Source organism: Sphingobacterium sp. UBA5670 (assembly GCF_002420705.1).
Classification (GTDB): Bacteria; Bacteroidota; Bacteroidia; order Sphingobacteriales; family Sphingobacteriaceae; genus Sphingobacterium.
This window is the reverse complement of sequence record NZ_DIIM01000033.1, coordinates 62,276-86,939: the sequence shown is the minus strand read 5'-3', so window position 1 is coordinate 86,939 and position 24,664 is coordinate 62,276. Positions and strand designations below refer to the sequence as shown.

Here is a 24,664-nt window from a genome sequence, read left to right as displayed (position 1 = left end):
AAAATATGAAAACAGGCTATATCACACTTACACTGGCAAGCTGCCTGCTGCTTATGGGCTCTTGCAAAAAATTTCTGGAAGAAACTTCCCAGGACGAGCTAGTACCAACAACAACCAAAGAATTTAACGAACTGCTCATGGGCAGTGGCTACCCCTTACTTTCGGGAGCAAGTGTCGGAGATCCTCCGCTTAATACCCTGACCACGCTTATGGACGATGATGTGGATGGTATTGCGCCTCGTACCTCAACTTCGGCGCGTACACTATCTTATCGCTGGAGCTTCACCTGGCAACCTGATTACTATTCGGCTTACCTCAATGGCGACAATACATCGGGGGCAAACCCTTGGGCTTCGTATTACAACAGAATCCTGGGTTGCAATATTGCCTTAAAGTATGCCGATGTCTCAACCGGATCAATAACTGACAAGGAATACCTGAAAGCGCAGGCTTACGTATTGCGTGCCTACTATTACTTCCAGTTGGTTAATCTATACGGATGGCCTTATAACGATAAGACAAAATCACCTGAAACAGAGCTCGGTGTCCCGCTCATATTAAGTCCAGACCTACAGGATGCAGGGATTGCAAGACATACTGTAAAACAGGTTTATGACCAAATATTACTTGATTTAGAAAATGGGATTAGCCTGTTGAAAACAGCTGATATAGGTGGTGGCCTGTTCCGCATAAGTTTGCCGGCAGCCCATCTCTTGGCTTCGAGAGTCAACTTGCACATGGATCGATGGGATGCTGTGATCAGTCATGCAAACGCAGTACTGGAAAAAAATGCAACACTGCTCAATCTAAACAGCTTTACGGTTGAAGCTACAACAAACAATGTCATTGTTAGCACAAAAAATCCTGAAACACTCTGGATATCGGGTATCACAACCGAAGTTCAACCTGGTGATCTAGCCACCAATACGACCATGTTTACAATGTCTGAATCTTTAGCAAATATGTACACTGATAAAGATCTTCGCTGGAATACCTATGTTAAAAAGACGACAGGGCGATATCTTTACAATGCCATGAAATGGGCCAGCCGATCCGCACCAGGCAAATCATGGCGCACTTCGGAAGCTTACCTCAACCGTGCAGAGGCTTATATATTACAAACTCAGGCAGGACAGGGCAATGGCTTAGCACAAGCTAACAACGATTTAAATACAATTCGTAAGAATAGGTTTTCGGAAAGTAATTATAAGGACGTCAACTTCAGCGATCCAGTAGAAGCACTGGAATTCTGCAGGGCAGAACGGCGTCGTGAACTGAGTTTTGAAGACCTGCGCTGGTTTGATCTACGCCGTTATGGGATGCCGGAGCTAAAACATATCTGGTACGAACCCACCGCAACAATCTATACGCTTGAAGCGAAAGATCCAGCTTATGTATTACCGATTCCGGACAATGTTCTGATAAACAATCCGGCGATTCGCCAAAATCAACTCGCAAGCCCTCGCGTTGGAGCAGCATCTAATCCTTAAAAAACATGAAAACATACTACTATCTTATCGGACTCTGTACGCTTATTGTCAGCCTAAATGCCTGCAAAAAAGAGGAAACTCCCGTGGCGTCGCCGTCAAATGAATTTTACACCTTACCTCAGGGTAATGCCGCGTACGATGACTTGTTTGTACAATTTCAGAAAGACTATAATAGTTATATACTCTACCGTTTTTCAGAAAATGACTTTCGTTGGAATGGAACGAGCAGATTGCCTTACATGGCTAAGGAAGGCGAACCAGCTGCTGTAATGGATGCTTTTACTTTTATCCAAAAAGCATTTCTCTCAGACTATTCCAAAGATCGGCTACAGCAACTAATGCCGTACAAGATCTTACTTTCAGCGGGTATCTATCAGCTCACTGTGAATACGGCAAAACCTACGGGTTATGACACATTGACTACCAATATCGGTCTCTATTCCGGCATCAATCACGTCACTTTTAGCTACGTAAACTCCACTTTAAAAACACTGAACAGCAGTAAGAAAAAAGATATACAAGCGGATTTGCACCGTACTTTTTTCACGCAGGCACTTAGCCGTCAAAAGATCAGTATTCCAAGTAGCTTTACAGCATTATTCAACGCAACTGGCAATTCGGCGACAGCGTATAAAGGATTGGGATTTTTGGAGTATCAGCGTTCCTATACAGTAGACATGGATTTTCTGGCTTTTATCTATTATGCGTTACGGTATAATGAAATTCAATTTAAAGCAAGTTATCTGACGACAGCTTTTGATACATCGGGCCTAATAGCCAAAAAATATGCACTCGTAAAAAAATACCTAAAAGACAATTGGGAAATTGACACTGAAATTATTTCAAATCGTGAATTATAAGAAATATAGCTTTAGGGTTAGGGTATGTTCTATCCTTCTAATCCCCATATTACTCGGTTTTATTCAGCAGCAAGACGAAGATCTTGCTGCTCTCCGTAGATTGTACCAGCAGTCCAGCGACAAATGGCCCAAAGCAAGTATTGACAGTGGTATTAAATTTCAGGAATTAGGTCCATTACCACAAGTTCCTTTACAAACTAATGACCCAAGTTCACGCGCATTAATCAATCTCGGAAAGATGCTCTTTTTTGATCCAAGGTTAAGTGGATCTATGCAAATTTCTTGCTCGAGCTGCCACGATCCAGACATGCATTGGACAGATAGGCGTATTCGTGCAATAGGGCATAATCATCGTCAGGGTGCTAGAAATACACCCAGCGTAGCGTTCTCTTGGGCGAACAAAAGGCTATTTTGGGATGGTCGGGCCGGCTCATTGGAGGAACAGACGAAAGGATCATTATCTAACCCCAAAGAGATGAATACCGATCTAGCTACATTACCACAAAAGATGCATAAAATAGATGCATACAAAACCTATTTTATGGCTGCTTTTGGTACGCATAGTCCGGATCTCGATCAGCTTGTCCATGCTATCGCTACCTTCGAAAGGTCCATCAAAACCTCTCGTACCGCTTTCGATAAATTCATGCTAGGAGATCGCTTGGCGCTTACAGACAAGCAAATACACGGCTTACATCTTTTCCGAACCAAAGCTCGCTGCATAAACTGTCACAGCGGACCACTTTTTACCGATCAGGAATTTCACAATATCGGATTTACCTTGTATGGTGAACAAAAAGAAGACATGGGATTATACAACTACAGCAAAAGAAATGAGGATGTCGGAAAATTTAAAACCCCAAGCCTACGGAATGTCACCAGAACAGGTCCCTGGCTACACAATGGCATGTTTCAAGACCTTAGTGGTCTTATAAATACATACAATAATGGTATGCCACATCCCAAAAGAAAAGAACATCAAAAGGACGATCCACTCTTTCCAGAGACATCAGTCCATTTAAAGCCCTTACAGCTCAGTGTCGCTGAGCGTGATGCAATACTTGCTTTTTTAGAATCCATTAGTTCACTTCCTTATCCAGTAAACCGTCCCATTATACCGGGACTTGATTAAAATCATAGCTTAGGAAAAATAATAAAAGCGCTTGATTCATGGATTCAAGCGCTTTGCCAACAGGAAATATGAATAAACAACAATAGTTTTAACTCAAATTCATCTTAATTATGGTGTTTCATATCTAATTTTATATTTTTAAGGTCTTCCAGATTATGAACAGGTCGATCTAGTTCATAAGGTATAGGCATTTTAGAAAATGTCTGGAAGTATAGCAAACAGGCGTCTTTCCACCAAACTGCATCTAAGGCTTGGACTTTAAGTTTAGATTGAATAAATCGAAACCTTTCAGGATCAACATATGCTTCGATTTTATCCCATGTTTTCTGAAATTCCCTAACTTCCTTGACGCCAGAATAATATTTATAACACAACGAATTCCAAAAATTTTCACCATTTCTCATTTTAAAATCCCACGGGATGTGATGAAACCATAATAAATATGATTCAGGACAGGATTTAACATCATTATATATACTGTCCAAAGGCGGAAAATATTGAGAAACAGCATTAGTTCCTTTGATAGTACGATCAAAACCGATCCCTAAAGAATCTGCTTGATGGTAATAAGTCGATCTCCAGTCAACTCTTTCAGGCACTTCATACCATGGTGCAGGTCCATAATGGTGGATTTCAGCAAAAATATGATGTAGTCCAAGAGGCATCATATAATTAACAACAGTTTCTCGAGAACTTATCATCATGTCAGTGATTGGTTTAACAAAGTCTACCTCATTTGAAAAAGTTAATTTTAACCATTCCTCTGCTATTTGTTTGGAAGATAATTGATGATTCCATGCTAACTTACCAAACGCATACCAATTCGCTTGGGCAAAATCGTGACCAGTCCAATTAGGATCAAGTCCGATATTAGCGACAGCAGAGATAGCACTTTTTTTGTTATCTCGAAAAGTTCCACTCGTAATCTTTGCTACAGTTGTACCGACTCCATAGGCATATGTATCACTGTCTAATGTTTCCTTAAAAAGTGGGGCTAAGAATACTAAGTGGTTTGACTGACCTAAATATTCTTGAGTAATTTGAAACTCTAACATTTGGGAGGTATTCCTCATTGCTCCAAATAGTGGACTAAATGGCTCTCTGGGTTGAAAATCAATTGGGCCATTCTTTATTTGAATTATTACATTATCTCTAAACTTACCATCCAGAGGTAAAAACTCGTCGTATGCCTGCTTTGCTCTATCATCAGCCTTCGGATTATATACAAATGCTCTCCACATCACTACACCTCCATAAGGTTTTAAGACATCAGCTAGCATATTAGCTCCATCCGCATGTGAACGACCATAATCTTGGGGCCCAGGCTCACCTTCCGAATTCGCTTTAACCAAAAAACCTCCAAAGTCTGGAATCTCTGTATATATTTCTTTAACTTTTGATTTCCACCACTCTTTTACTTCCTTTCTCAGTGGATCGGAATCCACCAAACCTCCTAAAGTCTTTGGTGATGCGAAATTAGCCGTTAAATAGACTTTAATACCATATTTTCGAAATATTTTAGCTAAAGCTTTAACCTTTAAAATATAATCTGATGCTAATATTTTTGATGAAGCGTTTACATTATTTAGAACCGTAGCGTTGATTCCAATAGAAGCATTTGCTCTCGCATATTGTTCATACTTAGGTGATAACTTGCCTGGCAAATCTTCCCATTGCCATAATGACCGTCCTGCATACCCCCTCTCTACCGTACCGTCAAGATTATCCCAATGATTTAGTGTCCGTATATCAAAACTTGGTATTTCAACAATATTTAAGGTTTGTAAATTTTCCTTTAAATGTTGTAACTCCAACAATCTATAAGCCCCATATAATAAACCCACTGAACTGTAAGCTGTAAGCTGTATTTTACTGGCATCGCCTTGAATAATGAAACCATCTTTCAGACGCTTCTGACTTTTATCTAACTTCAACTCTATAGACTGCTTTCCCCAATATGCTTCGAGCTCTTCTTTAGCCACATTAGATATTTCGTCTGCCGAAGATATTAATCTAATATTCCTTGATTTTACATCTTCAGAAGAAACTGGGTTGTAACGTAACCACAATTTACTACCGTCCTCAGCTTTCAAACAGAGCGGTAAAATTAACACGAGACCGAAAAAAATAATTTTAAATATTGACATGGATATATATAATTTTGTAAAACTTTCCATTAATCCGAAATAATGAACCTTTAGACTATAAATCTATAAAGATTGATAAGAGTGTACTTTGTCCCTTTTTAGCTTTGCGCTGTTACCAATTATCTGTCCGAAAACGAAATCATAACAATTCTTCTTTATTCATAAGATTAGATTCTGAAGAATTAATGAATTACCTTTTCTTGTAACCTTAACATCAACTTTACACACTTCATTACTAAAATTTTCAGAAAGATTACAAATCACTTTCTCATTTCTTAAATATGGATAAAAATCTGATTGAAACTGCACTTGTGAAACATATGAACAAATCAAAGAAACCATTTCAAAGAATGCATTAATTAGCTATATTCACTACAAATAGATTACGAGGCCCCACTTTTGCATTAGAGCTATTTACAATTTTAAAAGCGATTAGCTCATCAAACTCTGAAATTCCTTTCAGATGTACAGTTAAAGTCTTAGAATTTTCCCCAGGCTCGAAAACTAAGTGAGAATCTGATAATGTAAAATCTTCTCCTTGTATTGCATCACCAGCTATCGGAGAAATATCTAAATCGATTCTATTATTCGAAATCTTATCTAATTTTATCACAACTTGTATAAGTTGCCCTCTTATACCAGAAGCGTAAGGTATATCGAATCCTACATTAACATTACTACTTATTTGAGATACATTTTCCCACCCTACTTTCACACCGCCGTAAACTGAGTAAGCTCCCATATCAATACCCAGATTTCATCACTTGAGCGCTGGCAATTGAACTTAAGAAGCCTAAACCAAAAAAAAAGGGAGTTTGCTTACACAAACTCCCCAATGTCAAAATCACTCAAATCACTTTTCCGCAAGGTGGAAGAACTGTCGTCGCTTTCAGTTGAAAGTGTGCTATCCAAAAGCTCGGCAATTTTTCGGGATGCACCTTCTATGGAATTTTCCAGTAGGCTGAATAATTCAGTTCCCTGTAATTTCTGAACTATGGCTACCGCTGTTTCCTTTTGAGCCTGTTCCAAATTTTCTTTTTGGAGCAATGCCCCTATGGAGCTTAGTTCGTCGTAGGTAACCCCTTGGGCAAGACTGTCATCGCCACCGGATATTCCGTACCTGTTCCATTCCTCTTCCTCTTCTTCCCAATCAGGCATACTGCTGAAAACTTCGTCCAGTTCTTCCTGCGGAATTTGCATACCGACGTTTTCGTTCTCGTCGTATTCGATGTCTAAATTATCAGGGTTTATCTCCGGTTCCGTTATTTGGCTTTTATTGGCAGTGTTTAGCACTGAATGGCTTTTTACGGGCTTGGGTTGCCCCATAATATCGGGCAGGTTTGGGTTCACTTTTTCCTGCTGCATCGGATTCTGCTGCGACCTTTTATGAATGACAATCTTGTCCTGCACAAGCAGGGCAATGACTATCAGCAGGCAAATCACAATTACTATTTCCATAATCAAACGCTTTAAAAAATGGGTTTAAACTTTTCGTTGAAATCATCTGTGATTGCTTTCTCAAACATTTCAAAATGATGTTCCAGTATATTGTCGAGGTAAGCATACAGCGGTATCTCATCTTTACCAATGACCTGAATAATACGGGATAACCGTTCGTGATACTCCTGACGGATATAAATGCTTTTATCCCCCCGTTTTGTCATAGAGTGGGTTCTCAAAAAATGTTCCCCGTAACTGCCGTCAATATTTTTCTTGCTACGGCTCCGTTCTCTTTGTACTGGTTTGCCCGGCAACAAATCTTCCTGCTTTGCCTCTTCTTTTGCAGCTTCCTTTTCCGGCTCTTCAGGCGGTTCGGGAGGAAGCTGTATGCCGTCTTTTTTAATGCCGTCAACCATCAGGTTCATCATCAATTCTTCGTTAATTTCTGGCGTGACTTTTCTTTTATTATCTTTCTCCATAAGGCTATAATTGAATGATTTTTAAAAACTCATTGATGAACAAATCCAACTGGCAGGCTTTCATCAGCCGTTCATCAGGAGGCATTACGGTAGAACGAAAAACCGTTTTGCTGTCCGCTTCGCTTTCTTTACGAAAGCGGGTGCTATTCTTCACTTGGCTTTGCATCAGGCTTAACCCCAGTTGTGCTATAAGCTGATTATACACGTCATATAAGGGTGTGCTTTCCCTACCATCCACCTGGTTCCAAAACAGGTTAATGGTTTCTATGGACGTTTCGCCTTTTTTCATAATCACATCCTGCAAAAGCTGCGTGAAAATGAGTGTACTTTCCATTATTACACGGTCTGCGGTAATGGGCGTAAAAATGTGGTGCATTCCTGCCAACGCTTTCAGAATGCCGGGCGTGTTCACAGTTCCGGGCAGGTCGAAGAATACCACATCGACCAGAACAGCAGAAGCCGTTACATATTCGTGTGCAGCATCCAATACGCTATCTGCTTTATGCTGTGTTATCGAATAGGCTTTTTTGTTGATGGTGGTAAATTGCTTGTAAGCCAGTTTTTTCAAAGCCTCATTTTCCATTACCATTGCCAAATCACGGGCTTTCATTTTCATTAAACTATGCTGCGGAAAATCCGCATCAAACACGGCGACGTTGTAGCCCAAACGATAGTGCATCGTACTTGCAACAAGCGTGGTAAATGTGCTTTTGCCAACTCCGCCTTTTTGAGAAGAAAAGGCGATAAACAGAGGTTTCTTTTTTGTGTCCATATTTTAAAAATTTAAAGTGTACATAATCTTGTTTTCAGTATTGCAGGCGTTCCGGCAAGCCGTTCTGATTTCACGCTTTCATTCACGAAAGCTATCAGGATTGCCTGTGGGATATACTGATTACCTGCTCCCTTGCAGTACAGCAGCCCTGCATTCATTCAGGTATCTTGTCAAGCAAGCTTGCCGTCATTCTTTCATTCCGTTTATCAGTCCATCCATCAGGCGAGCCGGATAGTTGGATAGCAGGCGTCACGCTTTCTTGCATTCCTGCCGTCTTGCTTTCTTGCAATCAGGCAAGCCTGCCATCTTGAATGCGTGCTGTCTGCTCTTCCTGAAGTACGGGCAGCCTGTCTTCCTGCCATCATTCAAAGGCAAAGAACCAATCAATTTCATTCGATTATACAGCTATGGCAGTGTTTGGCGTTCAGAGGCAGCATTTGGCACTGTGGTACTGCACAATGCTTTCGGAAAGAAGGGCTTACTTTGTATTGTGATTTTTATTAACGGATTTATGCAAAAGACTTTTGACATATCAAGGGGTAACGGGAACGGCAACAAGCCGTTTTTCCCTGTTACATTCAATCCGTCCCGCAGGGCGGATTTTTGTGTTCACCGGAACACGGCAAGTTGTGTTTTGGGGCACTCGAAACCGAGTTTAGTGCCTCAAAACAACTTGCCCTTGCAGGGGCTGAAAAAGACCTCCGAAGTCGGCTTTTCGTATGGATTAAAAATGGATCAGTGATGAATGATAACAGTAACAGCAAACGAAACAAGGGCGGTCGCAAGCCAAAGCTTAATCCCAGCACCCACCGCCACGTTTTCCGTCTTACAGACAAGGAAAATGCAAAAATATTATCGCTTTTTGAAGCATCAGGAATGCCCAATAAAGCAAAATTTATCATTTCACAGCTATTCGGAAATGAAATGAAATCGGTTCAGATTGACAAAGGAACGGTTGATTATTATATGCGGCTGACTTCTTTTCATACCCAATTCCGTTCCGTAGGTGTGAATTACAACCAAATTGTAAAGATGCTATACAGGAATTTTTCGGAGAAAAAAGCTGCTGCTTTCCTTTTCAAATTGGAAAAACAGACATTGGAAATGGTGCAATTGTTCCAAAAAGTCATTGAGCTAACAGCAGAATTTGAAGAAAACTATCTGAAAAAACAGGGCGAAAAATGATAGCTAAAATTGGAAGAAGTGCAAATCTATATGGTGCATTGGCGTACAATAACCTGAAGATGGAGAAAGAAAACGGACAAATCCTGTTTACCAATAAGATTATTGAAACAGCAAGCGGGCAATATTCTGTTGCACAATTGACACAATCTTTTGCTCCATACCTGTTGGCGAACCTCAATACAGAGAAACATACGTTGCATATTTCGCTCAATCCCGACCCAAAGGACAATGTGAGTGATGATAAATATAGGGAAATGGTACAGCAGTATATGCGTGAAATGGGTTACGGAGAACAGCCTTTTGTCGTATTCAAACATACGGACATCGACCGTTCTCATATTCATATTGTATCGGTTTGTGTGGATGAAAACGGCAAAAAGATTTCGGATAAATTCGAGAAAATACAGTCGATGAATATTTGCCGTGAACTCGAAAAGCGGTACAATCTTATACCAGCTACGAAGAAAGAACGTCAACAGAACGATAAGGTTTTTAAACCTGTGGATTATAGGGCAGGCGACGTAAAAAGTCAGATTGCTTCCGTAGTTCGGCACTTACCCAGCTACTATAAATACCAGTCTTTGGGAGAATATAATGCCTTGCTTTCTCTTTTCAATATCACTACCGAGAAAGTAGAAGGCGAATTGCAGGGAAAAATGCGGCAGGGTTTACTGTACATTCCATTAAATGAGAAAGACGAAAGAACCGGGCATCCGTTTAAGGCTTCTCTGTTTGGAAAAAATGCGGGACTACCAGCTTTGGAATTGCATTTTGCGAAATGCAAAGAGGTTTTAAAAGACCATCCGACCAAACAGACTTTGAAGGCAGCAGTTACCATCGCCCTGCAAACTACGGCAGACGAATTGAGTTTTAAAAAACAGCTATCCGCACAGGGTATAAATGTGGTTGTACGGAGAAATGATGCAGGGCGTATTTATGGTATGACCTTTATCGACCACAATTCCAAATCGGTTTGGAACGGTTCTCGATTAGCAAAGGAACTTTCTGCAAATACCTTTAATGATTACTGGAATAACAACATTAAGCCTGACATCAAAATCCCTGATGAAGCAAAGGAGAAAATCTCCCGTTCAAAGGACGCGGAGGATTTACCAGCCGAGAAGCCGCACCCTATGTTTGACATTGGCAATACCGATAAAAAAGACGACGGCTTGATTGAAGCCTTTGGAGGTTTGCTTATTCCTGAAGCACAAGGCGAGGATTACGAGGAACAGGATTTTGCCAACAAAATGAAGAAGAAAAGAAAAATTAGAAAATAAAATTATATCCAGAGCTGTTCGTAACTGTTAAAGAACAGCTCCAGTTATAAGGTAATAATCATTAGTTTTTCTTCCAATTATCGACAACAAACTTGTTGAGTTCATTACGCATTACAATGCCACTTGCTTCTGGTAACCTAATAATTTTTTCGATTTTTTGAAAACTTGATTTGTTTTTTAAATTGTGCTCTTTCATAAATTCATTACAAAAGTGTATCACTTCATAACGCTCTCTTTTGTTCACGCGAATGCGGTCCCTAGATGCTGTGTATTTTGGATCATCCCCAGAAGTGGTGGTGTTTTCGTAGTCTGTATTAACTAAATCATTCTCGTCAAATTCAGGCATAGCTATATAATTTTAATTCATATAAAATTACATTTTTTTTAAATCGCATTCTACGGGTTTCCGTAATTAGCTAATATTTTTTATCAAGCTAAGCCAAACACTGTCAAACACTGCCTTTGACTGCCACAATCTCATAGTCATACTATATAGCTCATAAATTAACGCCCGAACATTTAAAATTTATAAAAATGCAGGGAGAAGACGATTTAAGAGGTTTAGCCAAGATAATGGCTTTTATGCGGGCAGTAAGCATCATTATAGTATTGATGCACCTCTATTGGTTTTGTTACGGGTTCTTTATACATCGTGGCTGGACATTGGAAATCATCAACAAAATTTTAGGGAATTTCAACAGAACGGCTGGCTTGTTTGAACATACGCTTTATACCAAGGTTTTTGCTTTGGTTTTACTTGCTTTAAGCTGTTTAGGAACAAAAGGCGTTAAGGATGAAAAGATTACTTGGGGTAAAATATACGCAGCTTTAACTATCGGCTTTGTCCTTTTCTTTCTGAATTTTCCACTATTAAAGCTACCACTGAACACAGCTACATTTCTTTATATCCTTACCACAAGTTTAGGTTATATTGCTTTAATGGTTGCAGGGGTTTGGATGAGCCGTTTGCTACGCAACAATCTAATGGATGACGTTTTCAACAACGAAAACGAGAGCTTTCAGCAGGAAACTAAGCTGATGGAGAATGAATACTCTGTTAACCTGCCTACCAAATTTTATTATAAGAACAAATGGAATAACGGCTGGATAAATATTGTCAATCCTTTTCGGGCAACGATTGTATTGGGAACTCCCGGTTCGGGAAAATCCTATGCTATTGTAAACAATTACATCAAACAACAGATTGAGAAAGGTTTCTCAATGTATATCTACGATTTTAAGTTTGATGACCTTTCTACAATTGCCTATAACCATTTACTGAAGAACGGAGATAAATATAAAGTACAGCCAAAATTTTATGTGATAAATTTTGATGACCCACGCAAGAGCCATCGTTGCAATCCGCTCAATCCCGACTTTATGACGGATATTTCAGATGCTTACGAAGCCGCCTATACCATTATGCTAAACCTTAATAGAAGTTGGATACAGAAGCAAGGGGATTTTTTTGTGGAAAGTCCAATTATATTATTGGCAGCCATAATCTGGTACCTGAAAATATACGACAATGGCAAGTACTGTACCTTTCCTCACGCTATCGAATTACTGAATAAGAAATACGCAGACGTATTCACTGTTTTAACTTCGTATCCCGATTTGGAAAACTATTTATCTCCGTTTATGGATGCTTGGCTCGGCGGAGCACAAGACCAATTACAAGGGCAGATTGCATCAGCTAAAATCCCATTGTCAAGAATGATTAGTCCACAGTTGTATTGGGTAATGACGGGCGATGATTTTTCATTAGACATCAACAACCCCAAAGAACCTAAAATCCTTTGTGTTGGTAATAACCCTGACAGACAAAATATTTATTCGGCAGCATTGGGTTTATACAATTCTCGAATTGTCAAATTAATAAATAAAAAAGGACAGCTTAAAAGCTCGGTTATCATAGATGAGCTGCCGACGATATATTTCAGAGGATTAGACAATCTTATTGCTACTGCGAGAAGTAACAAGGTGGCGGTTTGCTTGGGCTTTCAGGACTTTTCGCAGTTAATCCGTGACTATGGCGATAAAGAAAGCAAGGTTATCCAAAATACCGTTGGTAATATTTTCAGTGGTCAGGTAGTTGGCGATACGGCAAAAACCCTTTCTGAACGCTTCGGAAAAGTGTTGCAGAAACGCCAAAGTATGACTATCAACCGTAATGATAAATCAACTTCTATCTCTACCCAGTTAGATAGCCTAATTCCGGCTTCCAAAATTTCAACACTTACGCAGGGTATGTTTGTCGGATCTGTTTCAGATAATTTTGATGAACGTATCGAAAAGAAAATCTTTCACGCTGAAATCGTAGTAGATAATGAAAAGGTCGCTGCCGAAACCAAAGTTTACCAGAAAATCCCTCAAATCTTATCTTTTGTAGATGAAAACGGAGTGGATAATATGAAGCAGGAAATTGAAGGCAATTACCGTCAGATAAAATCGGACATCGTTCACATTGTTGAAAAAGAAATGGAGCGTATCAAGAACGACCCAAATTTGCAGCATTTGGTTCAACAAACATAACTTGTAAAGGCTATTTTAACCAAACAATTTAATCAAAAGATTAAATTGTTTGGTTAAATCACAGAATAGTGTCTATATTTGCATTAGAAATATTTAGAAATAAAATGACTGTAAGTAAAGAACCCAAGAGAACGGATATCTCCACCGAGGAAAAAATTAAGGAAGCTGCCCGTGTCGTGTTTTTCAAAAAGGGCTTTGCTGCTACCCGTACCCGAGATATTGCGGAGGAGGCAGGTATTAATTTAGCGTTGCTTAATTACTATTTTCGGAGTAAAGCCAAATTGTTTGAGATCATTATGATTGAAACTCTCACTAGATTCGTGAATAGTATCCAAACAGTGGTTAATGAGGAGAATACTACATTAGAAGAAAAATTAGTTAAAATTGCCAGCAGATATATAGACCTTTTACTTGAAGAGTCAGAGATACCTACCTTTCTGGTTACTGAAATCCGTAGTAATCCCGCAGGATTGAAAGCAAAATTCCCTATGGGACAAACAATAATCAATTCCGTTTTTTTTAAGCAATATCAGGAAGCTCACAAACAAGGAAAGATTGTAGAGAGACATCCAATTCATTTCATGATGAACCTGATAGGATTAATCGTTTTCCCGTTCATTGCAAAACCCATGTTATTGGAAGTGAGCGGTGTTCCCACATCGGAATTTAATAAAGCAATGGAAGAAAGAAAAAAACTTATACCTATCTGGCTAAAAGTTATGATGGAGGCGAAGTAATTTTTTTTGTCCATAAATTAATCAAATGATTAAAATATAAAAATAAAAAAGATGATTAATAAAACATTTCTGATTACCGTTTTTTTGATTTTTGCCATAGGCTCGGTAAATGCACAGTCACTCACAATAGAGGAATGCTATCAAATGGCGAAGGCTAACTATCCAGCTATAAAAAAGATGGATCTTATTGCCGAAACAAGTGATTACGACTTAAAGAACGTAAACAAAAAGTTCCTGCCACAATTAAATATTTCCGGTCAGGCTACTTACCAATCCGAAACAGTCGGCTTTGGGGATGCAATAGGTGCTTTGCCTGGCGGTATTGAACTTCCCTCACTTAGTAAAGACCAGTACAAAATACAGGGAGAAATTAACCAGCTCCTATACGATGGGGGCAGCAATGCCAGCCAAAAGGAACTCATTAAAGCCAATAAAGAATTACAGGAACAAAATCTTGAAGCGAACCTGTACGCTATCAACAGTCGTATCAATAACATTTTCTTCTCTGTATTATTAATGGATGCACAGCTAAAACAGAATGAAATAAATAAAGCTAACCTACAAACACAAATACAGAAAACCGAAGCCGCATTTGAAAACGGAGTTGCTTTCAAAAGCAATGTTGATGAACTAAAAGCAGAGATAGTAAATATAGAAATGGCTGGAACAGAATATCAATCCAACCGCACCGCATTTTTGAAAATGCTGTCTATGTTTATCGGCAGGGAAATAGGAAACGCGACACAGTTGGAAATTCCGCGGACGGAGTTCCTGAACACTTCTATAAATAGACCGGAGCTAAAAGCATTTGAACTACAAAAGTCTGTTTTTGAAGTACAGAAAAAAGATTTAAGGTCAAGCTATCTTCCGCAGTTAAGCGCCTTTTTCCAGGGAGGATATGGAAGACCTACACTGAATATCATTGAAAACGAATTTGGCGGTTGGTATATGACCGGAATAAGATTAAACTGGTCATTGGGCAGTCTTTATACACTTTCAAATAGAAAAAATACTTTGGCACTCAATCAACAATCTGTAGATGCAGACAAGGAAACCTTTCTGTTTAATACAAGGCTTGATTTAGCACAGCAGGACGAAAATGTAAAAAAATATATCGAACTAATCCGTAAGGACGAAGAAGCTATTGTACTAAGAACGTCTGTTACAAAATCTGCCGAAGCACAGTTGAACAACGGGGTAATCACCACACACGAATATATTCAAAAGCTAAATGCCGAACATCTTACTCGACAGAACAAGATATTACACGAAGTACAGCTTTTACAGGCTAAATACAATCAAAAATTTATAACAGGCAATTAATCTTAATAAACAAAAACAATGAAAAAATTTATCGTAATTCTTTCGAGCGCACTACTTCTGAATGCTTGTACACAAAAAAATGATTTCGATGCTTCTGGAAACTTTGAAGCGGATGAAGTAATCGTATCAGCACAGCAAAATGGTGTATTGCTCTCTTACAGCGTAAAAGAGGGCAACAAATTAGAAAGCGGAGATAATGTTGGACAGATTGATGTAAAGATAACAGAACTACAAAAACAGCAGACGGAAGCCAGTATAGCCGCTTTGAGCGAAAAAACGGTTGCACCCAATGATCAGGCGGAATTGGTGCGCCGTCAACTCGATGTGCAAAAATCACAACTGGAACAACAGATAAGAGAAAGAAACCGTACTGAAAATCTTGTAAAAGCTGATGCTGCTACACGCAAACAATTGGATGACATCAACTCTTCAATAGACCAGTTGAGAAAACAAATTGCAGTAACAGAGCAGCAGATAAAGCTAAACACCTATAATACCAATACTCAAAACCGCAGTATTCTTAGTGAAAAAGCTCCGATGGAGAAAGCGGCCGCACAGCTTCAGGAGCAAATAAATAAAGGTCAGATCATCAACCCTATTTCGGGTACAGTACTTACAAACTATGCTTTGCAGGGAGAAATGCAGGTAGTAGGCAAACCATTATATAAAATAGCCAATACCGACATCCTCGACTTAAGAGCTTACATAACTGGCACACAGCTTCCACAAATAAAGGTTGGGCAGCAAGTAACGGTCAGGATTGACGACGGCAAAGAGGGATATAAGGAATATGCCGGAACAATATTCTGGATTTCTGACAAATCCGAGTTTTCACCTAAAACCATTCAAACCAAAGACGAAAGAGCTAACCTCGTTTACGCAATGAAAGTTCGTGTAAAAAATGATGGGTACATAAAAATAGGTATGTACGGAGAAGTTCTTTGGACTAAACACTAAAACTATGAGTTCAGTTAGCGTTAAGAATATTGTCAAAACCTATTCAGAGATAAAGGCAGTCAACGATGTTTCTTTTGATGTTAAAAAGGGTGAGCTGTTTGGTTTGATCGGTCCTGATGGCGCAGGCAAAACATCCTTGTTCCGCATTCTTACCACACTTCTGCTTGCTGATAGCGGATCAGCCACCGTTGAGGGTTTTGACGTAGTGAAAGATTATGTAAAGATACGTGACATAGTAGGCTATATGCCTGGTCGATTTTCCCTGTATCAGGATTTGACAGTACACGAAAATCTGTCTTTTTTCGCAACGGTATTCAATACCACCATCGAGAAGAATTATGAACTGATTAAAGATATTTACGAGCAGATCAAGCCTTTTAGTAATCGTAGGGCTGGAAAACTGTCTGGTGGAATGAAACAAAAGCTGGCTTTATGCTGTGCACTGATACACAAACCGGAAGTTTTGTTTCTGGACGAGCCAACAACAGGTGTCGATGTAGTTTCACGGAAAGAATTTTGGGAAATGCTCAACAAGCTGAAACAGCAAGGTATTACCATTGTCGTATCCACACCCTATATGGATGAGGCGACGCTTTGCGACCGAATAGCATTGATACAGAACGGCAGTATTATGTCCATTGATACACCTGACAATATAGTACAGAGGTTTCCCAAACCGTTGTTTGCTGCCAAAGCGAAAAATATTTATAAACTCTTGGAAAACCTGCGTACTGACGGGGAAATTGAAAGCTGTTATGCCTTTGGCGAATACTTGCACCTGACCTTAAAATCGGATGACAAAGAGACTGGGAGTGTGGCGGATATTGCAGATAAATATAATCCGAGCGGACTGGAAATAAAATTAACTACCCCCACTATCGAAGACAGCTTTATCAGGTTGATGAATGAGCATAATGATAGTGAAGCTGTAAAAAATTAAACCAATGGAAGATAAAGCAATTATTTGTAAAGACTTGACCAAACAATTTGGTGATTTCAAGGCTGTTGACAGTATTTCGTTCGATGTTGAAAGAGGGGAAATCTTTGGCTTTTTGGGAGCTAACGGAGCAGGAAAAACAACAGCAATGCGTATTCTGTGCGGATTATCCTATCCAACGTCGGGAGAAGCTACCGTAGCAGGCTTTGATGTATATAAGCAACAGGAAAATATAAAAAAAAATATCGGCTACATGAGCCAGAAATTCTCCCTGTACGATAATTTGACCATTTTGGAAAATATTGAGTTCTATGGTGGTATTTATGGCGTTTCAAGACCAGAAATAAAAACACGAAGCAATGAGTTGGTGACCACATTGGGTCTGGAAAAAGAAGCAAAAAAACTGGTCGGCGAACTGCCCTTGGGCTGGAAACAAAAATTGGCATTTTCAGTTGCAATTTTCCACCGTCCACAAATCGTCTTTTTGGATGAGCCGACAGGTGGAGTTGATCCATTAACCAGAAGACAATTTTGGGACATGATCTACGCCGCTGCGGCAAATGGTATTACGGTATTTGTAACCACACACTATATGGACGAAGCGGAATACTGTAACCGTATCAGCGTAATGGTAGATGGTCGTGTTGAAGCATTGGACACACCTACCAATCTTAAAACTCAATACAATACCGATACAATGGATGAAGTCTTTTACCAGTTGGCAAGAGGAGCAAAACGTACATCTGATTAGAACAGAACCTTTGGAAAGCATGGATAAGATAAAGCAAAATCATTTAAACTTTACCATTCAATCAAAATTGAAATGGTGTTTCTTGGTTATTTCCTGCATTTTACTATTTCCTGCTTCCTTATATGCACAATCTGGCATGAGCAGAGACAGTACGGAATATATTTTAGCTAACTCGCCTGCATTTTCGATTTATAAAGACAATTATTTTATTACCGGAACGGCATTGGGTGAAGAGCCATCAAAATATAATTCAGATATAAAATTCCAGTTTAGTTTCAAACAGCGGTTACAAAACAAACCTGTGTTTGCAGGATCATACCTCTATCTGACTTACACCCAAAAATCATTTTGGGATGTTTATCAGGCATCAAGCCCGTTTACAGAAACAAACTACAACCCTGGGCTTATGCTGGCGAAGCCAATTTATAAAGATGATAAAGTTAGGTCAATGCTGATGTTGAGCATAGAACACGAATCTAACGGCAGGGACAGTATCTATTCGAGAAGCTGGAACTACATCGGGATCAATTACTCACACCACTTTTCTTCACGTATCAGGGCGTCTTTAAAACTGGTAATACCTTTCGGGCTTAAAGATAATCCAGACCTTTTAAAATATAATGGACTTGCAGAATGGCAATTTACATGGGATATCAAAAAAGAAAAACTGGTTTTAGATATTATAGGAAGAAAATCGGCTGAATGGAACACCAAAGGAAGCTTGATGACAACTATCAGTTTCAGACCATCCCCAAGAAGGAATTTATATTGGACGCTCCAATGGTATCAGGGCTATTCCGAGAGTTTGATTGATTACAGAGAGAGTACAAATATGTTAAGGGTTGGTCTCATGTTCAAACCAAGTTTCTTCCGGTTTTATTAAATAAAAAGCCCATTAAAGACAAAAAATAAATGAATTAGCAAACCGCAAAAAATAAAGAAATGAAACAGTTAATAGCTTTCATACGAAAAGAATTTTACCACGTATTCCGTGATAGGCGTACACTACTCATACTTTTTGGGATGCCTATTACGCAGGTACTCCTATTTGGTTTTGCTCTGAATAGTGAAGTAAAAAACATCAGTGTCGCTGTATTGGACAATGCACATGATATACAATCCGAGCAGATTATCGCAAAGATAAATTCCAGTTCCTACTTTATGGTGAAAGATCCGGCACTTAATTATAATGAGATAGAAAAACGTTTTAAAACAGGGGAAATAAAATGCGCAATCTTATTTCCAGCAGGTTTTGGTTCCGATATCTTTAAGCATGAGGGAGCTAAAGTACAGGTTATAGCCGATGCCGCAGACCCGAATACCGCTACTACTGTAGTCAATTATGTCAATTCCATCATCGGCGATTATCAGAAGCAGCTTAATCCAACGACCAGCCTCCGCTATCAGATAATACCTGAAGTAAGACAGTTGTATAACGAAGAACAAAATGGTTCATTGAATTTTATTCCCGGTGTGATTGCACTGGTATTTATGATTGTCAGTACCACACTTACATCTGTTGCAGTTGTTAAGGAAAAAGAATTAGGAACAATGGAGATTCTATTGGTATCTCCATTTAAACCTATTTTGGTTTTGATAGCAAAAGCGGTTCCTTATCTCGTTTTATCACTTATTGATTTCATTATTATCCTGTTACTGGCAGTATTTGTACTTGATGTGGAAATACGAGGAAGCCTGCTTCTGATTTTTGCAGAAAGTATCTTGTTTATCATCACCTGCCTATCGTTGGGTCTGCTGATCTCTAATGTTACCAATACACAGCAATCGGCAATGTTGTTGTCTATGATAAGTATGATGTTGCCAACCATGCTACTTACAGGATTTATGTTTCCATTGGAAAATATGCCAAAAATATTTCAATGGGTTTCCAATATAGTACCCTCAAAGTATTACTACGACATTATTAAAGCGGTTATGCTGAAAGGGCTTGGCTTTAGCTATGTATGGAAAGAAACCCTTGTGCTTTTAGGTATGACATCAGGGTTACTAATCCTCGCTTTAAGAAACTTTAAAATCAGGTTACAATGAAAAAATTAATCTTCTTACTTCAAAAAGAGTTTCGGCAAATATTCAGGGACCCTACTATCATCAGAATGATATTCATGATGCCGACCCTGCAACTTATCATTATGCCATTTGCAGCGAACTTTGAGGTAAAGAACGTCAATATCGCTTATATAGACCACGACCATAGCCAATATTCACAGCAATTAGAGCATAAGATTTTATCCTCTGGCTATTTTCAAATGGTGGGTAGTCCCAAATCATATAAAGATGGCTTGAAAATGATAGAATACGGTAAGGCAGATCTGGTACTTGAAATACCATCGGGATTTGAGAAGAACCTTGTACGTGAAGGCAGCCAGAAAATAAACCTTTCTGTCGATGCCATAAACGGTACAAAAGCCTCCATAGGAGGCGCTTATCTACAATCTGTATTAACCGACTTCAATAATAATCTCGATGTCAATATAAAACTACCCAATGGAACGACGTTAGAACCCGCAGCAAAAATTACGGTCGCGAGTACCAATTGGTATAATCCGAGGGCAGAATACAAATATTATATCGTTCCGGGTATTTTGGTGCTTTTGCTCACCATGATCGGCGGTAATATGACAGCATTGAACATCGTAAAGGAGAAAGAAATCGGTACTATCGAACAGATAAATGTTACACCTATTCAAAAATGGCAGTTTATTCTTGGTAAGCTCATACCATTTTGGGTTTTGGGAATTACCGTATTTACTATAGGGCTAATAGTGATGTTTGTTGTTTACGGCATAGTCCCGCAAGGTAGCTTTCTGCTTCTTTATTTATTCGCTGCGGTGTATTTAGTCGCAGTTCTGGGCTTGGGACTGCTCATATCCACGTTTGCAGATACACAGGTGCAAGCGATGTTTATCACCTTTTTCTTCATGATGATCTTCATGATGATGAGTGGTATGTTTACGAGTGTAGATAGTATGGCTGATTGGGCAAAAGCAGTTTCAAATTTTACACCAGTTACGCATTTTGTTAAGGTAGTAAGGCTAATCGTTTTAAAAGGAAGCGGATTATCAGAGGTCGCGGATGAATTGGGATATCTCGCACTGTTTGCAGTGGTATTAAATGGTCTTGCCATTTGGAATTATAGAAAAACTAACTAAAAATCAGAAACAATGGGATTTATTAAAAATGTTTTGAAAAATCTTTTTAAGGAAAATACGATCATCCTTAAACAACGCATTTCAGAGAATGCATACAGGATAAAAATTAAAGGAGAAAATATTAAGACTACGGATTTTATTCCAGGTTATTTTTTGCGTGTTGGTGTGGGCTTTGAAGATGACAAACTTTCGTTGCATAACTCAGTGCGTAGTTATTCGGTATGGAATATTGATAAAATCGACGGCACAATGGATTTAGCCGTTGCTACTCATAGTAAAGGCGTGGGTGCGAAATGGATAGCAGAATGCAAAGAGGGAGATATTGTACGATATAACTGGAAAAAGGGCACTTTTATATTAGATGATACAGCGGACAGTTATCTTTTCGTAGGAGATTTATCGGCACTTTCACACCTGTATATCATTCAAAGAAACTTGCCCCAAAGTAAGCAGATTGAAAGCATTGTTTACAGTTCACATAAAGATGAGCTGTATGCAGACATAAATGAATCGATGCCTTTAAATTTTTACGAATTACCCGAAAATCCTGTCGATGAAATTATTGGGATTATTGAAAAGATAGTGCCTAAAATGACTGGGAAAAAGATGGTTTATATTGGCGGGGATAGTAGAGTTTGTGTGACACTTAACCGTTATTTCAAAAATGAATTGAATTGGAACTCAAAGCAGATAAAGACAAAACCGTTTTGGAACCCTGATAAAAAAGGACTGGAATAGCAATGGGAAGATTAGTACGATCTGATATTATTTCGACATATTCAGCGATTACATCGCAATTATTTGAATATGCCTGTAAGTCTGCTTTGTTTTGTAAAGTAAATTTTAAAAAAGTGAAGAACAGATTTTTTACCATATCAATTCACGTTATAGGTTGGTGCTTACTCATGCTTGCGCCGTTCCTATCAACTCAGCAGGTTTACCAGACGGTTCTTCCGTCCAGTAGTATAATATCGTTAGTACCTATTTTTGTGCTAAGTACAATATTGATTTCCATTTTCTATATCAATTATTTTATTCTCATACCCAAATACCTGTTTACAAAAAAATACGGGCTTTATTTTATTCTTTTGGCAGTTGCGATAGGATGTAACTCTCTCTTGTCCGGACTGATATTTAAGGTTACCGATCTGAACATACATAAAATAGCTGAAGACTATCCGATTATAGAATCAATTAAGCCCATCATAAAGGTTAATGGTTTGCTGATGCTTATAGTAGCCATTGTGACTTCAACATTACTGGCAGTCAACAGTCGTTTGAAAGAAACTGAAGAAGAAAAGTTTTCGGCACAAATAGCCTCACTTAAATCACAGATAAATCCACATTTTTTGTTTAACACGCTGAACAATATCTATGCAACCGCTATCAATACTTCGCCCCAAACTGCTGATATGGTGGACAAACTTTCTGAAATGATGCGCTACACCATGAGAGATACACAAAAAGACCTTGTTTCGTTGGAAGATGAAGTTAACTACATAGACAATTATATTGAATTGCAGAAAGTGAGGCTTGATAAAAGGGTGAAATTGGAATATGAATATAAAGGGGATTTTTCGGAATACCAGATTGCACCAATGCTGTTAATACCATTTATTGAAAACGCTTTTAAACATGGTGTAAACGCAGAACAGCGAAGCCAAATACGCATTGAGCTGTCAATGAAAGAAAGCGAACTTCATCTTGTTGTAAGCAATCGCAAGGTGGAACTACAAAAAGAAACATCAGAGCATAGTGGTCTTGGCATCGAAAATACAAAACATCGATTACAATTGCTATATCCGTTGAGACACTTATTATCCATTAACGAAACTGAAAGGGACTTTTTGGTTTCATTACATATGAATCTATTATGATAAAAGCCATTGCCATAGATGATGAGCCTCTTGCTTTGACAGTAATTGAATCCTTTTGCAAAAAGGTTGATTTTATCGACCTGCAAAAAACCTTTACTCAGCCCAATGAGGCATTAAAGCATCTTAGGAAATATCCAGCAGACCTTCTGTTTGTCGATATCCACATGCCCGGGCTGACAGGAATAGCATTGGTGAAAGCGCTGAAGCAAAATACAATGGTCATTTTTACAACGGCATTCAGCGAATATGCCGCAGTAAGCTACGAGTTAAATGCCATAGAGTATTTATTGAAGCCAATAAACCTGAAACGCTTTCAGCAGGCAGTAAATAAAGCAAATGAATATTTAAACTTCATAAACCGTACCGACGAACAGGGAGACAAAAATATTTTTATCCGTGCCGATTTCAGTCTGGTACAAATTCCATTAGCCGATGTGCTTTTCATTGAGGGAATGGCTGATTATATAAAAATATTTATTAAAGGTCGCAAAACGGTAGTTGCACGGATGACGATGAAAGAGATTTCCGAGAAGTTACCTGAAAATGATTTTATAAGAGTTAACCGTTCTGCCATTATCCCACAACATAGAATTGAACACATCCGCAATAAAACCATATTCCTATCGGACAGGGAGGTTTCGATAGGTAATACATACATGGATGACATTATTAAACGATTTGGACTAAAATAGATTTGTATAACACCGAAACTTACTTTATCGCAAACTTCTTTACGTTCATCGCTTTAATTTTTTCATATGTTTTATCAACTCCAAATTTGTATTAGATAAGTTTTAAATAGTTTATAATGAGAAAGATATTATTTATAGCATTCTTGAGTATCACAACACTAAGTGTTTCGGCTCAGGACAATCTATCGGGCATCTGGAAGACTGACAAGGATAATACCTTAGTTAAAATCGAAAAACAGCAGAATGTATTCATCGGTAAAGTTATCTCCTCTGATGACAAGGAATCGAAGCCAGGAACATTGGTCATAAAAGATCTAAAAGAAGAGAAGGGAAAATTGAAAGGCAAGATATATGTAGTCAGCAGGGATCAATGGTTCAACGGTACTTTTCAGGCTACCGATAAGACTCTGAAAATAGCTGTTTCATTGGCATTTATAAGCAAAACCGTGGAGTGGACAAAAACTAAATAAACATGTACTATTATCAACCAAAATCAAAATGCGTAGGGTAAGAATATTTGCAACAAATATCGAATGTGTCAAGGACGTAGAGTTTGTTATAAATGCATTAAATACAGTTTTTCCGCAGTTTATAGTCAATGTGGATATAGAAGATTGTGATAGAATTCTTCGCATTGAATCCCACAACGAGGTTATATATGCCCGCAAGATCATTAAAGTAGTAAAGGAGAAAGGATTTGAATGTGCAATATTTAAGGATTAAAAATAAAATTCAAGCCTTTCAAATATCAATAACATTAAAATTTTATTAGAATGAAAAATTTGATCATTATAATATTTGTGCTATTTACACTAAATGTATCTGCTCAAGATAACGTATTAGGTATTTGGAAAACAGATAAAGATAACACTCTGGTTAAAATAGAAAAGCAGGGTAATT

At 38.5% G+C, this 24,664-nt stretch carries 24 protein-coding genes; 18 read left to right on the top strand and 6 right to left on the bottom strand.

Going from position 1 to position 24,664, the window contains the following annotated elements:
* The first annotated feature begins 5 nt into the window (after positions 1–5).
* Genes B3C94_RS23350 through B3C94_RS23340 form a run of 3 tightly spaced genes read left to right on the top strand, consistent with a single transcriptional unit; the run spans position 6 to position 3,482 of the window.
* Positions 6–1,490 (top strand): RagB/SusD family nutrient uptake outer membrane protein, encoded by a 1,485-nt coding sequence (locus B3C94_RS23350; RefSeq protein ID WP_293908318.1) that lies wholly within the window; start codon positions 6–8, stop codon positions 1,488–1,490.
* Between the two features lie 5 nt (positions 1,491–1,495).
* Positions 1,496–2,350 (top strand): putative zinc-binding metallopeptidase, encoded by an 855-nt coding sequence (locus B3C94_RS23345; RefSeq protein ID WP_293908317.1) that lies wholly within the window; start codon positions 1,496–1,498, stop codon positions 2,348–2,350.
* A complete protein-coding gene (locus B3C94_RS23340) occupies positions 2,340–3,482 on the top strand; it encodes a cytochrome-c peroxidase (RefSeq protein WP_293908316.1) in 1,143 nt (380 codons plus the stop codon). The genes B3C94_RS23345 and B3C94_RS23340 overlap by 11 nt, the downstream gene beginning before the upstream one ends.
* 104 nt (positions 3,483–3,586) lie before the next feature.
* Here the strand turns inward: B3C94_RS23340 and B3C94_RS23335 are convergent, their stop codons facing one another.
* From B3C94_RS23335 to B3C94_RS23315, 5 genes are all read right to left on the bottom strand, one after another.
* Complete coding sequence (locus tag B3C94_RS23335; RefSeq protein WP_293908315.1) at positions 3,587–5,629, bottom strand: alpha-glucuronidase; 2,043 nt, start codon at positions 5,627–5,629, stop codon at positions 3,587–3,589.
* A gap of 355 nt (positions 5,630–5,984) precedes the next feature.
* The gene (locus tag B3C94_RS23330; protein ID WP_293908314.1) at positions 5,985–6,371 is read right to left on the bottom strand and encodes a hypothetical protein; all 387 of its coding nucleotides are present in this window, start codon (positions 6,369–6,371) and stop codon (positions 5,985–5,987) included.
* Positions 6,372–6,448: 77 nt separating this feature from the next.
* A complete protein-coding gene (locus B3C94_RS23325) occupies positions 6,449–7,087 on the bottom strand; it encodes a conjugal transfer protein TraD (RefSeq protein ID WP_293908313.1) in 639 nt (212 codons plus the stop codon).
* Positions 7,088–7,098: 11 nt separating this feature from the next.
* The gene (locus B3C94_RS23320; RefSeq protein ID WP_293908312.1) at positions 7,099–7,548 is read right to left on the bottom strand and encodes a DUF3408 domain-containing protein; all 450 of its coding nucleotides are present in this window, start codon (positions 7,546–7,548) and stop codon (positions 7,099–7,101) included.
* Between the two features lie 4 nt (positions 7,549–7,552).
* Entirely contained in the window at positions 7,553–8,320 is a 768-nt protein-coding gene (locus B3C94_RS23315; RefSeq protein WP_293908311.1) for a ParA family protein, read from the bottom strand.
* A 741-nt stretch (positions 8,321–9,061) separates the two neighbouring features.
* On the opposite strand from B3C94_RS23315, the gene mobA reads away from it, so the two are divergent.
* Both mobA and mobB read left to right on the top strand, forming a co-directional pair.
* Entirely contained in the window at positions 9,062–9,505 is a 444-nt protein-coding gene (gene mobA / locus B3C94_RS23310; RefSeq protein WP_293908310.1) for a conjugal transfer protein MobA, read from the top strand.
* Positions 9,502–10,785, top strand: a complete 1,284-nt coding sequence (gene mobB, locus B3C94_RS23305; protein WP_293908309.1) for a conjugal transfer protein MobB — start codon at positions 9,502–9,504, stop codon at positions 10,783–10,785. The genes mobA and mobB overlap by 4 nt, the downstream gene beginning before the upstream one ends.
* Positions 10,786–10,846: 61 nt before the next feature.
* Here the strand turns inward: mobB and B3C94_RS23300 are convergent, their stop codons facing one another.
* A complete protein-coding gene (locus B3C94_RS23300; RefSeq protein ID WP_293908308.1) occupies positions 10,847–11,131 on the bottom strand; it encodes a hypothetical protein in 285 nt (94 codons plus the stop codon).
* A 188-nt stretch (positions 11,132–11,319) separates the two neighbouring features.
* On the opposite strand from B3C94_RS23300, the gene mobC reads away from it, so the two are divergent.
* The 13 genes from mobC (at position 11,320) to B3C94_RS23235 (ending at position 24,234) form a co-directional block, all read left to right on the top strand.
* The gene (gene mobC / locus B3C94_RS23295; RefSeq protein ID WP_293908306.1) at positions 11,320–13,320 is read left to right on the top strand and encodes a conjugal transfer protein MobC; all 2,001 of its coding nucleotides are present in this window, start codon (positions 11,320–11,322) and stop codon (positions 13,318–13,320) included.
* Positions 13,321–13,388: 68 nt separating this feature from the next.
* Entirely contained in the window at positions 13,389–14,057 is a 669-nt protein-coding gene (locus B3C94_RS23290) for a TetR/AcrR family transcriptional regulator (RefSeq protein ID WP_293908305.1), read from the top strand.
* A 51-nt stretch (positions 14,058–14,108) separates the two neighbouring features.
* Positions 14,109–15,380, top strand: a complete 1,272-nt coding sequence (locus B3C94_RS23285) for a TolC family protein (RefSeq protein ID WP_293908303.1) — start codon at positions 14,109–14,111, stop codon at positions 15,378–15,380.
* An 18-nt stretch (positions 15,381–15,398) separates the two neighbouring features.
* Positions 15,399–16,337: an HlyD family secretion protein gene (locus tag B3C94_RS23280; protein ID WP_293908302.1), complete on the top strand. Its 939-nt coding sequence runs from the start codon at positions 15,399–15,401 to the stop codon at positions 16,335–16,337.
* A gap of 4 nt (positions 16,338–16,341) precedes the next feature.
* Positions 16,342–17,277, top strand: coding sequence for an ABC transporter ATP-binding protein (locus B3C94_RS23275; RefSeq protein ID WP_293908299.1), 936 nt, complete (start codon positions 16,342–16,344; stop codon positions 17,275–17,277).
* A gap of 4 nt (positions 17,278–17,281) precedes the next feature.
* On the top strand, positions 17,282–18,025 hold the full coding sequence (locus tag B3C94_RS23270) for an ABC transporter ATP-binding protein (protein ID WP_293908298.1): 744 nt from the start codon (positions 17,282–17,284) through the stop codon (positions 18,023–18,025).
* Between the two features lie 19 nt (positions 18,026–18,044).
* The gene (locus B3C94_RS23265; protein ID WP_293908297.1) at positions 18,045–18,908 is read left to right on the top strand and encodes a phospholipase A; all 864 of its coding nucleotides are present in this window, start codon (positions 18,045–18,047) and stop codon (positions 18,906–18,908) included.
* 59 nt (positions 18,909–18,967) lie between these two features.
* The gene (locus tag B3C94_RS23260; protein WP_293908296.1) at positions 18,968–20,074 is read left to right on the top strand and encodes an ABC transporter permease; all 1,107 of its coding nucleotides are present in this window, start codon (positions 18,968–18,970) and stop codon (positions 20,072–20,074) included.
* Positions 20,071–21,195: an ABC transporter permease gene (locus B3C94_RS23255; RefSeq protein WP_293908295.1), complete on the top strand. Its 1,125-nt coding sequence runs from the start codon at positions 20,071–20,073 to the stop codon at positions 21,193–21,195. The genes B3C94_RS23260 and B3C94_RS23255 overlap by 4 nt, the downstream gene beginning before the upstream one ends.
* Positions 21,196–21,207: 12 nt before the next feature.
* Complete coding sequence (locus B3C94_RS23250) at positions 21,208–21,933, top strand: SIP domain-containing protein (RefSeq protein ID WP_293908293.1); 726 nt, start codon at positions 21,208–21,210, stop codon at positions 21,931–21,933.
* Between the two features lie 2 nt (positions 21,934–21,935).
* Positions 21,936–23,072 carry a sensor histidine kinase gene (locus B3C94_RS23245; protein WP_293908291.1) on the top strand — a complete coding sequence of 379 codons (1,137 nt, stop codon included), beginning with the start codon at positions 21,936–21,938 and terminating at the stop codon, positions 23,070–23,072.
* Positions 23,069–23,764: a LytR/AlgR family response regulator transcription factor gene (locus B3C94_RS23240; protein WP_293908290.1), complete on the top strand. Its 696-nt coding sequence runs from the start codon at positions 23,069–23,071 to the stop codon at positions 23,762–23,764. Before B3C94_RS23245 ends, B3C94_RS23240 begins: the two co-directional genes overlap by 4 nt.
* A gap of 116 nt (positions 23,765–23,880) precedes the next feature.
* Positions 23,881–24,234 carry a DUF2147 domain-containing protein gene (locus tag B3C94_RS23235; protein ID WP_293908289.1) on the top strand — a complete coding sequence of 118 codons (354 nt, stop codon included), beginning with the start codon at positions 23,881–23,883 and terminating at the stop codon, positions 24,232–24,234.
* Positions 24,235–24,664 lie beyond the last annotated feature (430 nt).

Coding starts and splice junctions, on each gene's coding strand:
- B3C94_RS23350 (WP_293908318.1), top strand. CDS start 6: ATGAAAACAGGCTATATCACACTTACACTGGCAAGCTGCCTGCTGCTT.
- B3C94_RS23345 (WP_293908317.1), top strand. CDS start 1,496: ATGAAAACATACTACTATCTTATCGGACTCTGTACGCTTATTGTCAGC.
- B3C94_RS23335 (WP_293908315.1), bottom strand. CDS start 5,629: ATGTCAATATTTAAAATTATTTTTTTCGGTCTCGTGTTAATTTTACCG.
- B3C94_RS23330 (WP_293908314.1), bottom strand. CDS start 6,371: ATGGGAGCTTACTCAGTTTACGGCGGTGTGAAAGTAGGGTGGGAAAAT.
- B3C94_RS23325 (WP_293908313.1), bottom strand. CDS start 7,087: ATGGAAATAGTAATTGTGATTTGCCTGCTGATAGTCATTGCCCTGCTT.
- B3C94_RS23320 (WP_293908312.1), bottom strand. CDS start 7,548: ATGGAGAAAGATAATAAAAGAAAAGTCACGCCAGAAATTAACGAAGAA.
- B3C94_RS23315 (WP_293908311.1), bottom strand. CDS start 8,320: ATGGACACAAAAAAGAAACCTCTGTTTATCGCCTTTTCTTCTCAAAAA.
- mobA (WP_293908310.1), top strand. CDS start 9,062: ATGAATGATAACAGTAACAGCAAACGAAACAAGGGCGGTCGCAAGCCA.
- mobB (WP_293908309.1), top strand. CDS start 9,502: ATGATAGCTAAAATTGGAAGAAGTGCAAATCTATATGGTGCATTGGCG.
- B3C94_RS23300 (WP_293908308.1), bottom strand. CDS start 11,131: ATGCCTGAATTTGACGAGAATGATTTAGTTAATACAGACTACGAAAAC.
- mobC (WP_293908306.1), top strand. CDS start 11,320: ATGCAGGGAGAAGACGATTTAAGAGGTTTAGCCAAGATAATGGCTTTT.
- B3C94_RS23285 (WP_293908303.1), top strand. CDS start 14,109: ATGATTAATAAAACATTTCTGATTACCGTTTTTTTGATTTTTGCCATA.
- B3C94_RS23280 (WP_293908302.1), top strand. CDS start 15,399: ATGAAAAAATTTATCGTAATTCTTTCGAGCGCACTACTTCTGAATGCT.
- B3C94_RS23275 (WP_293908299.1), top strand. CDS start 16,342: ATGAGTTCAGTTAGCGTTAAGAATATTGTCAAAACCTATTCAGAGATA.
- B3C94_RS23270 (WP_293908298.1), top strand. CDS start 17,282: ATGGAAGATAAAGCAATTATTTGTAAAGACTTGACCAAACAATTTGGT.
- B3C94_RS23265 (WP_293908297.1), top strand. CDS start 18,045: ATGGATAAGATAAAGCAAAATCATTTAAACTTTACCATTCAATCAAAA.
- B3C94_RS23260 (WP_293908296.1), top strand. CDS start 18,968: ATGAAACAGTTAATAGCTTTCATACGAAAAGAATTTTACCACGTATTC.
- B3C94_RS23255 (WP_293908295.1), top strand. CDS start 20,071: ATGAAAAAATTAATCTTCTTACTTCAAAAAGAGTTTCGGCAAATATTC.
- B3C94_RS23250 (WP_293908293.1), top strand. CDS start 21,208: ATGGGATTTATTAAAAATGTTTTGAAAAATCTTTTTAAGGAAAATACG.
- B3C94_RS23245 (WP_293908291.1), top strand. CDS start 21,936: ATGGGAAGATTAGTACGATCTGATATTATTTCGACATATTCAGCGATT.
- B3C94_RS23240 (WP_293908290.1), top strand. CDS start 23,069: ATGATAAAAGCCATTGCCATAGATGATGAGCCTCTTGCTTTGACAGTA.
- B3C94_RS23235 (WP_293908289.1), top strand. CDS start 23,881: ATGAGAAAGATATTATTTATAGCATTCTTGAGTATCACAACACTAAGT.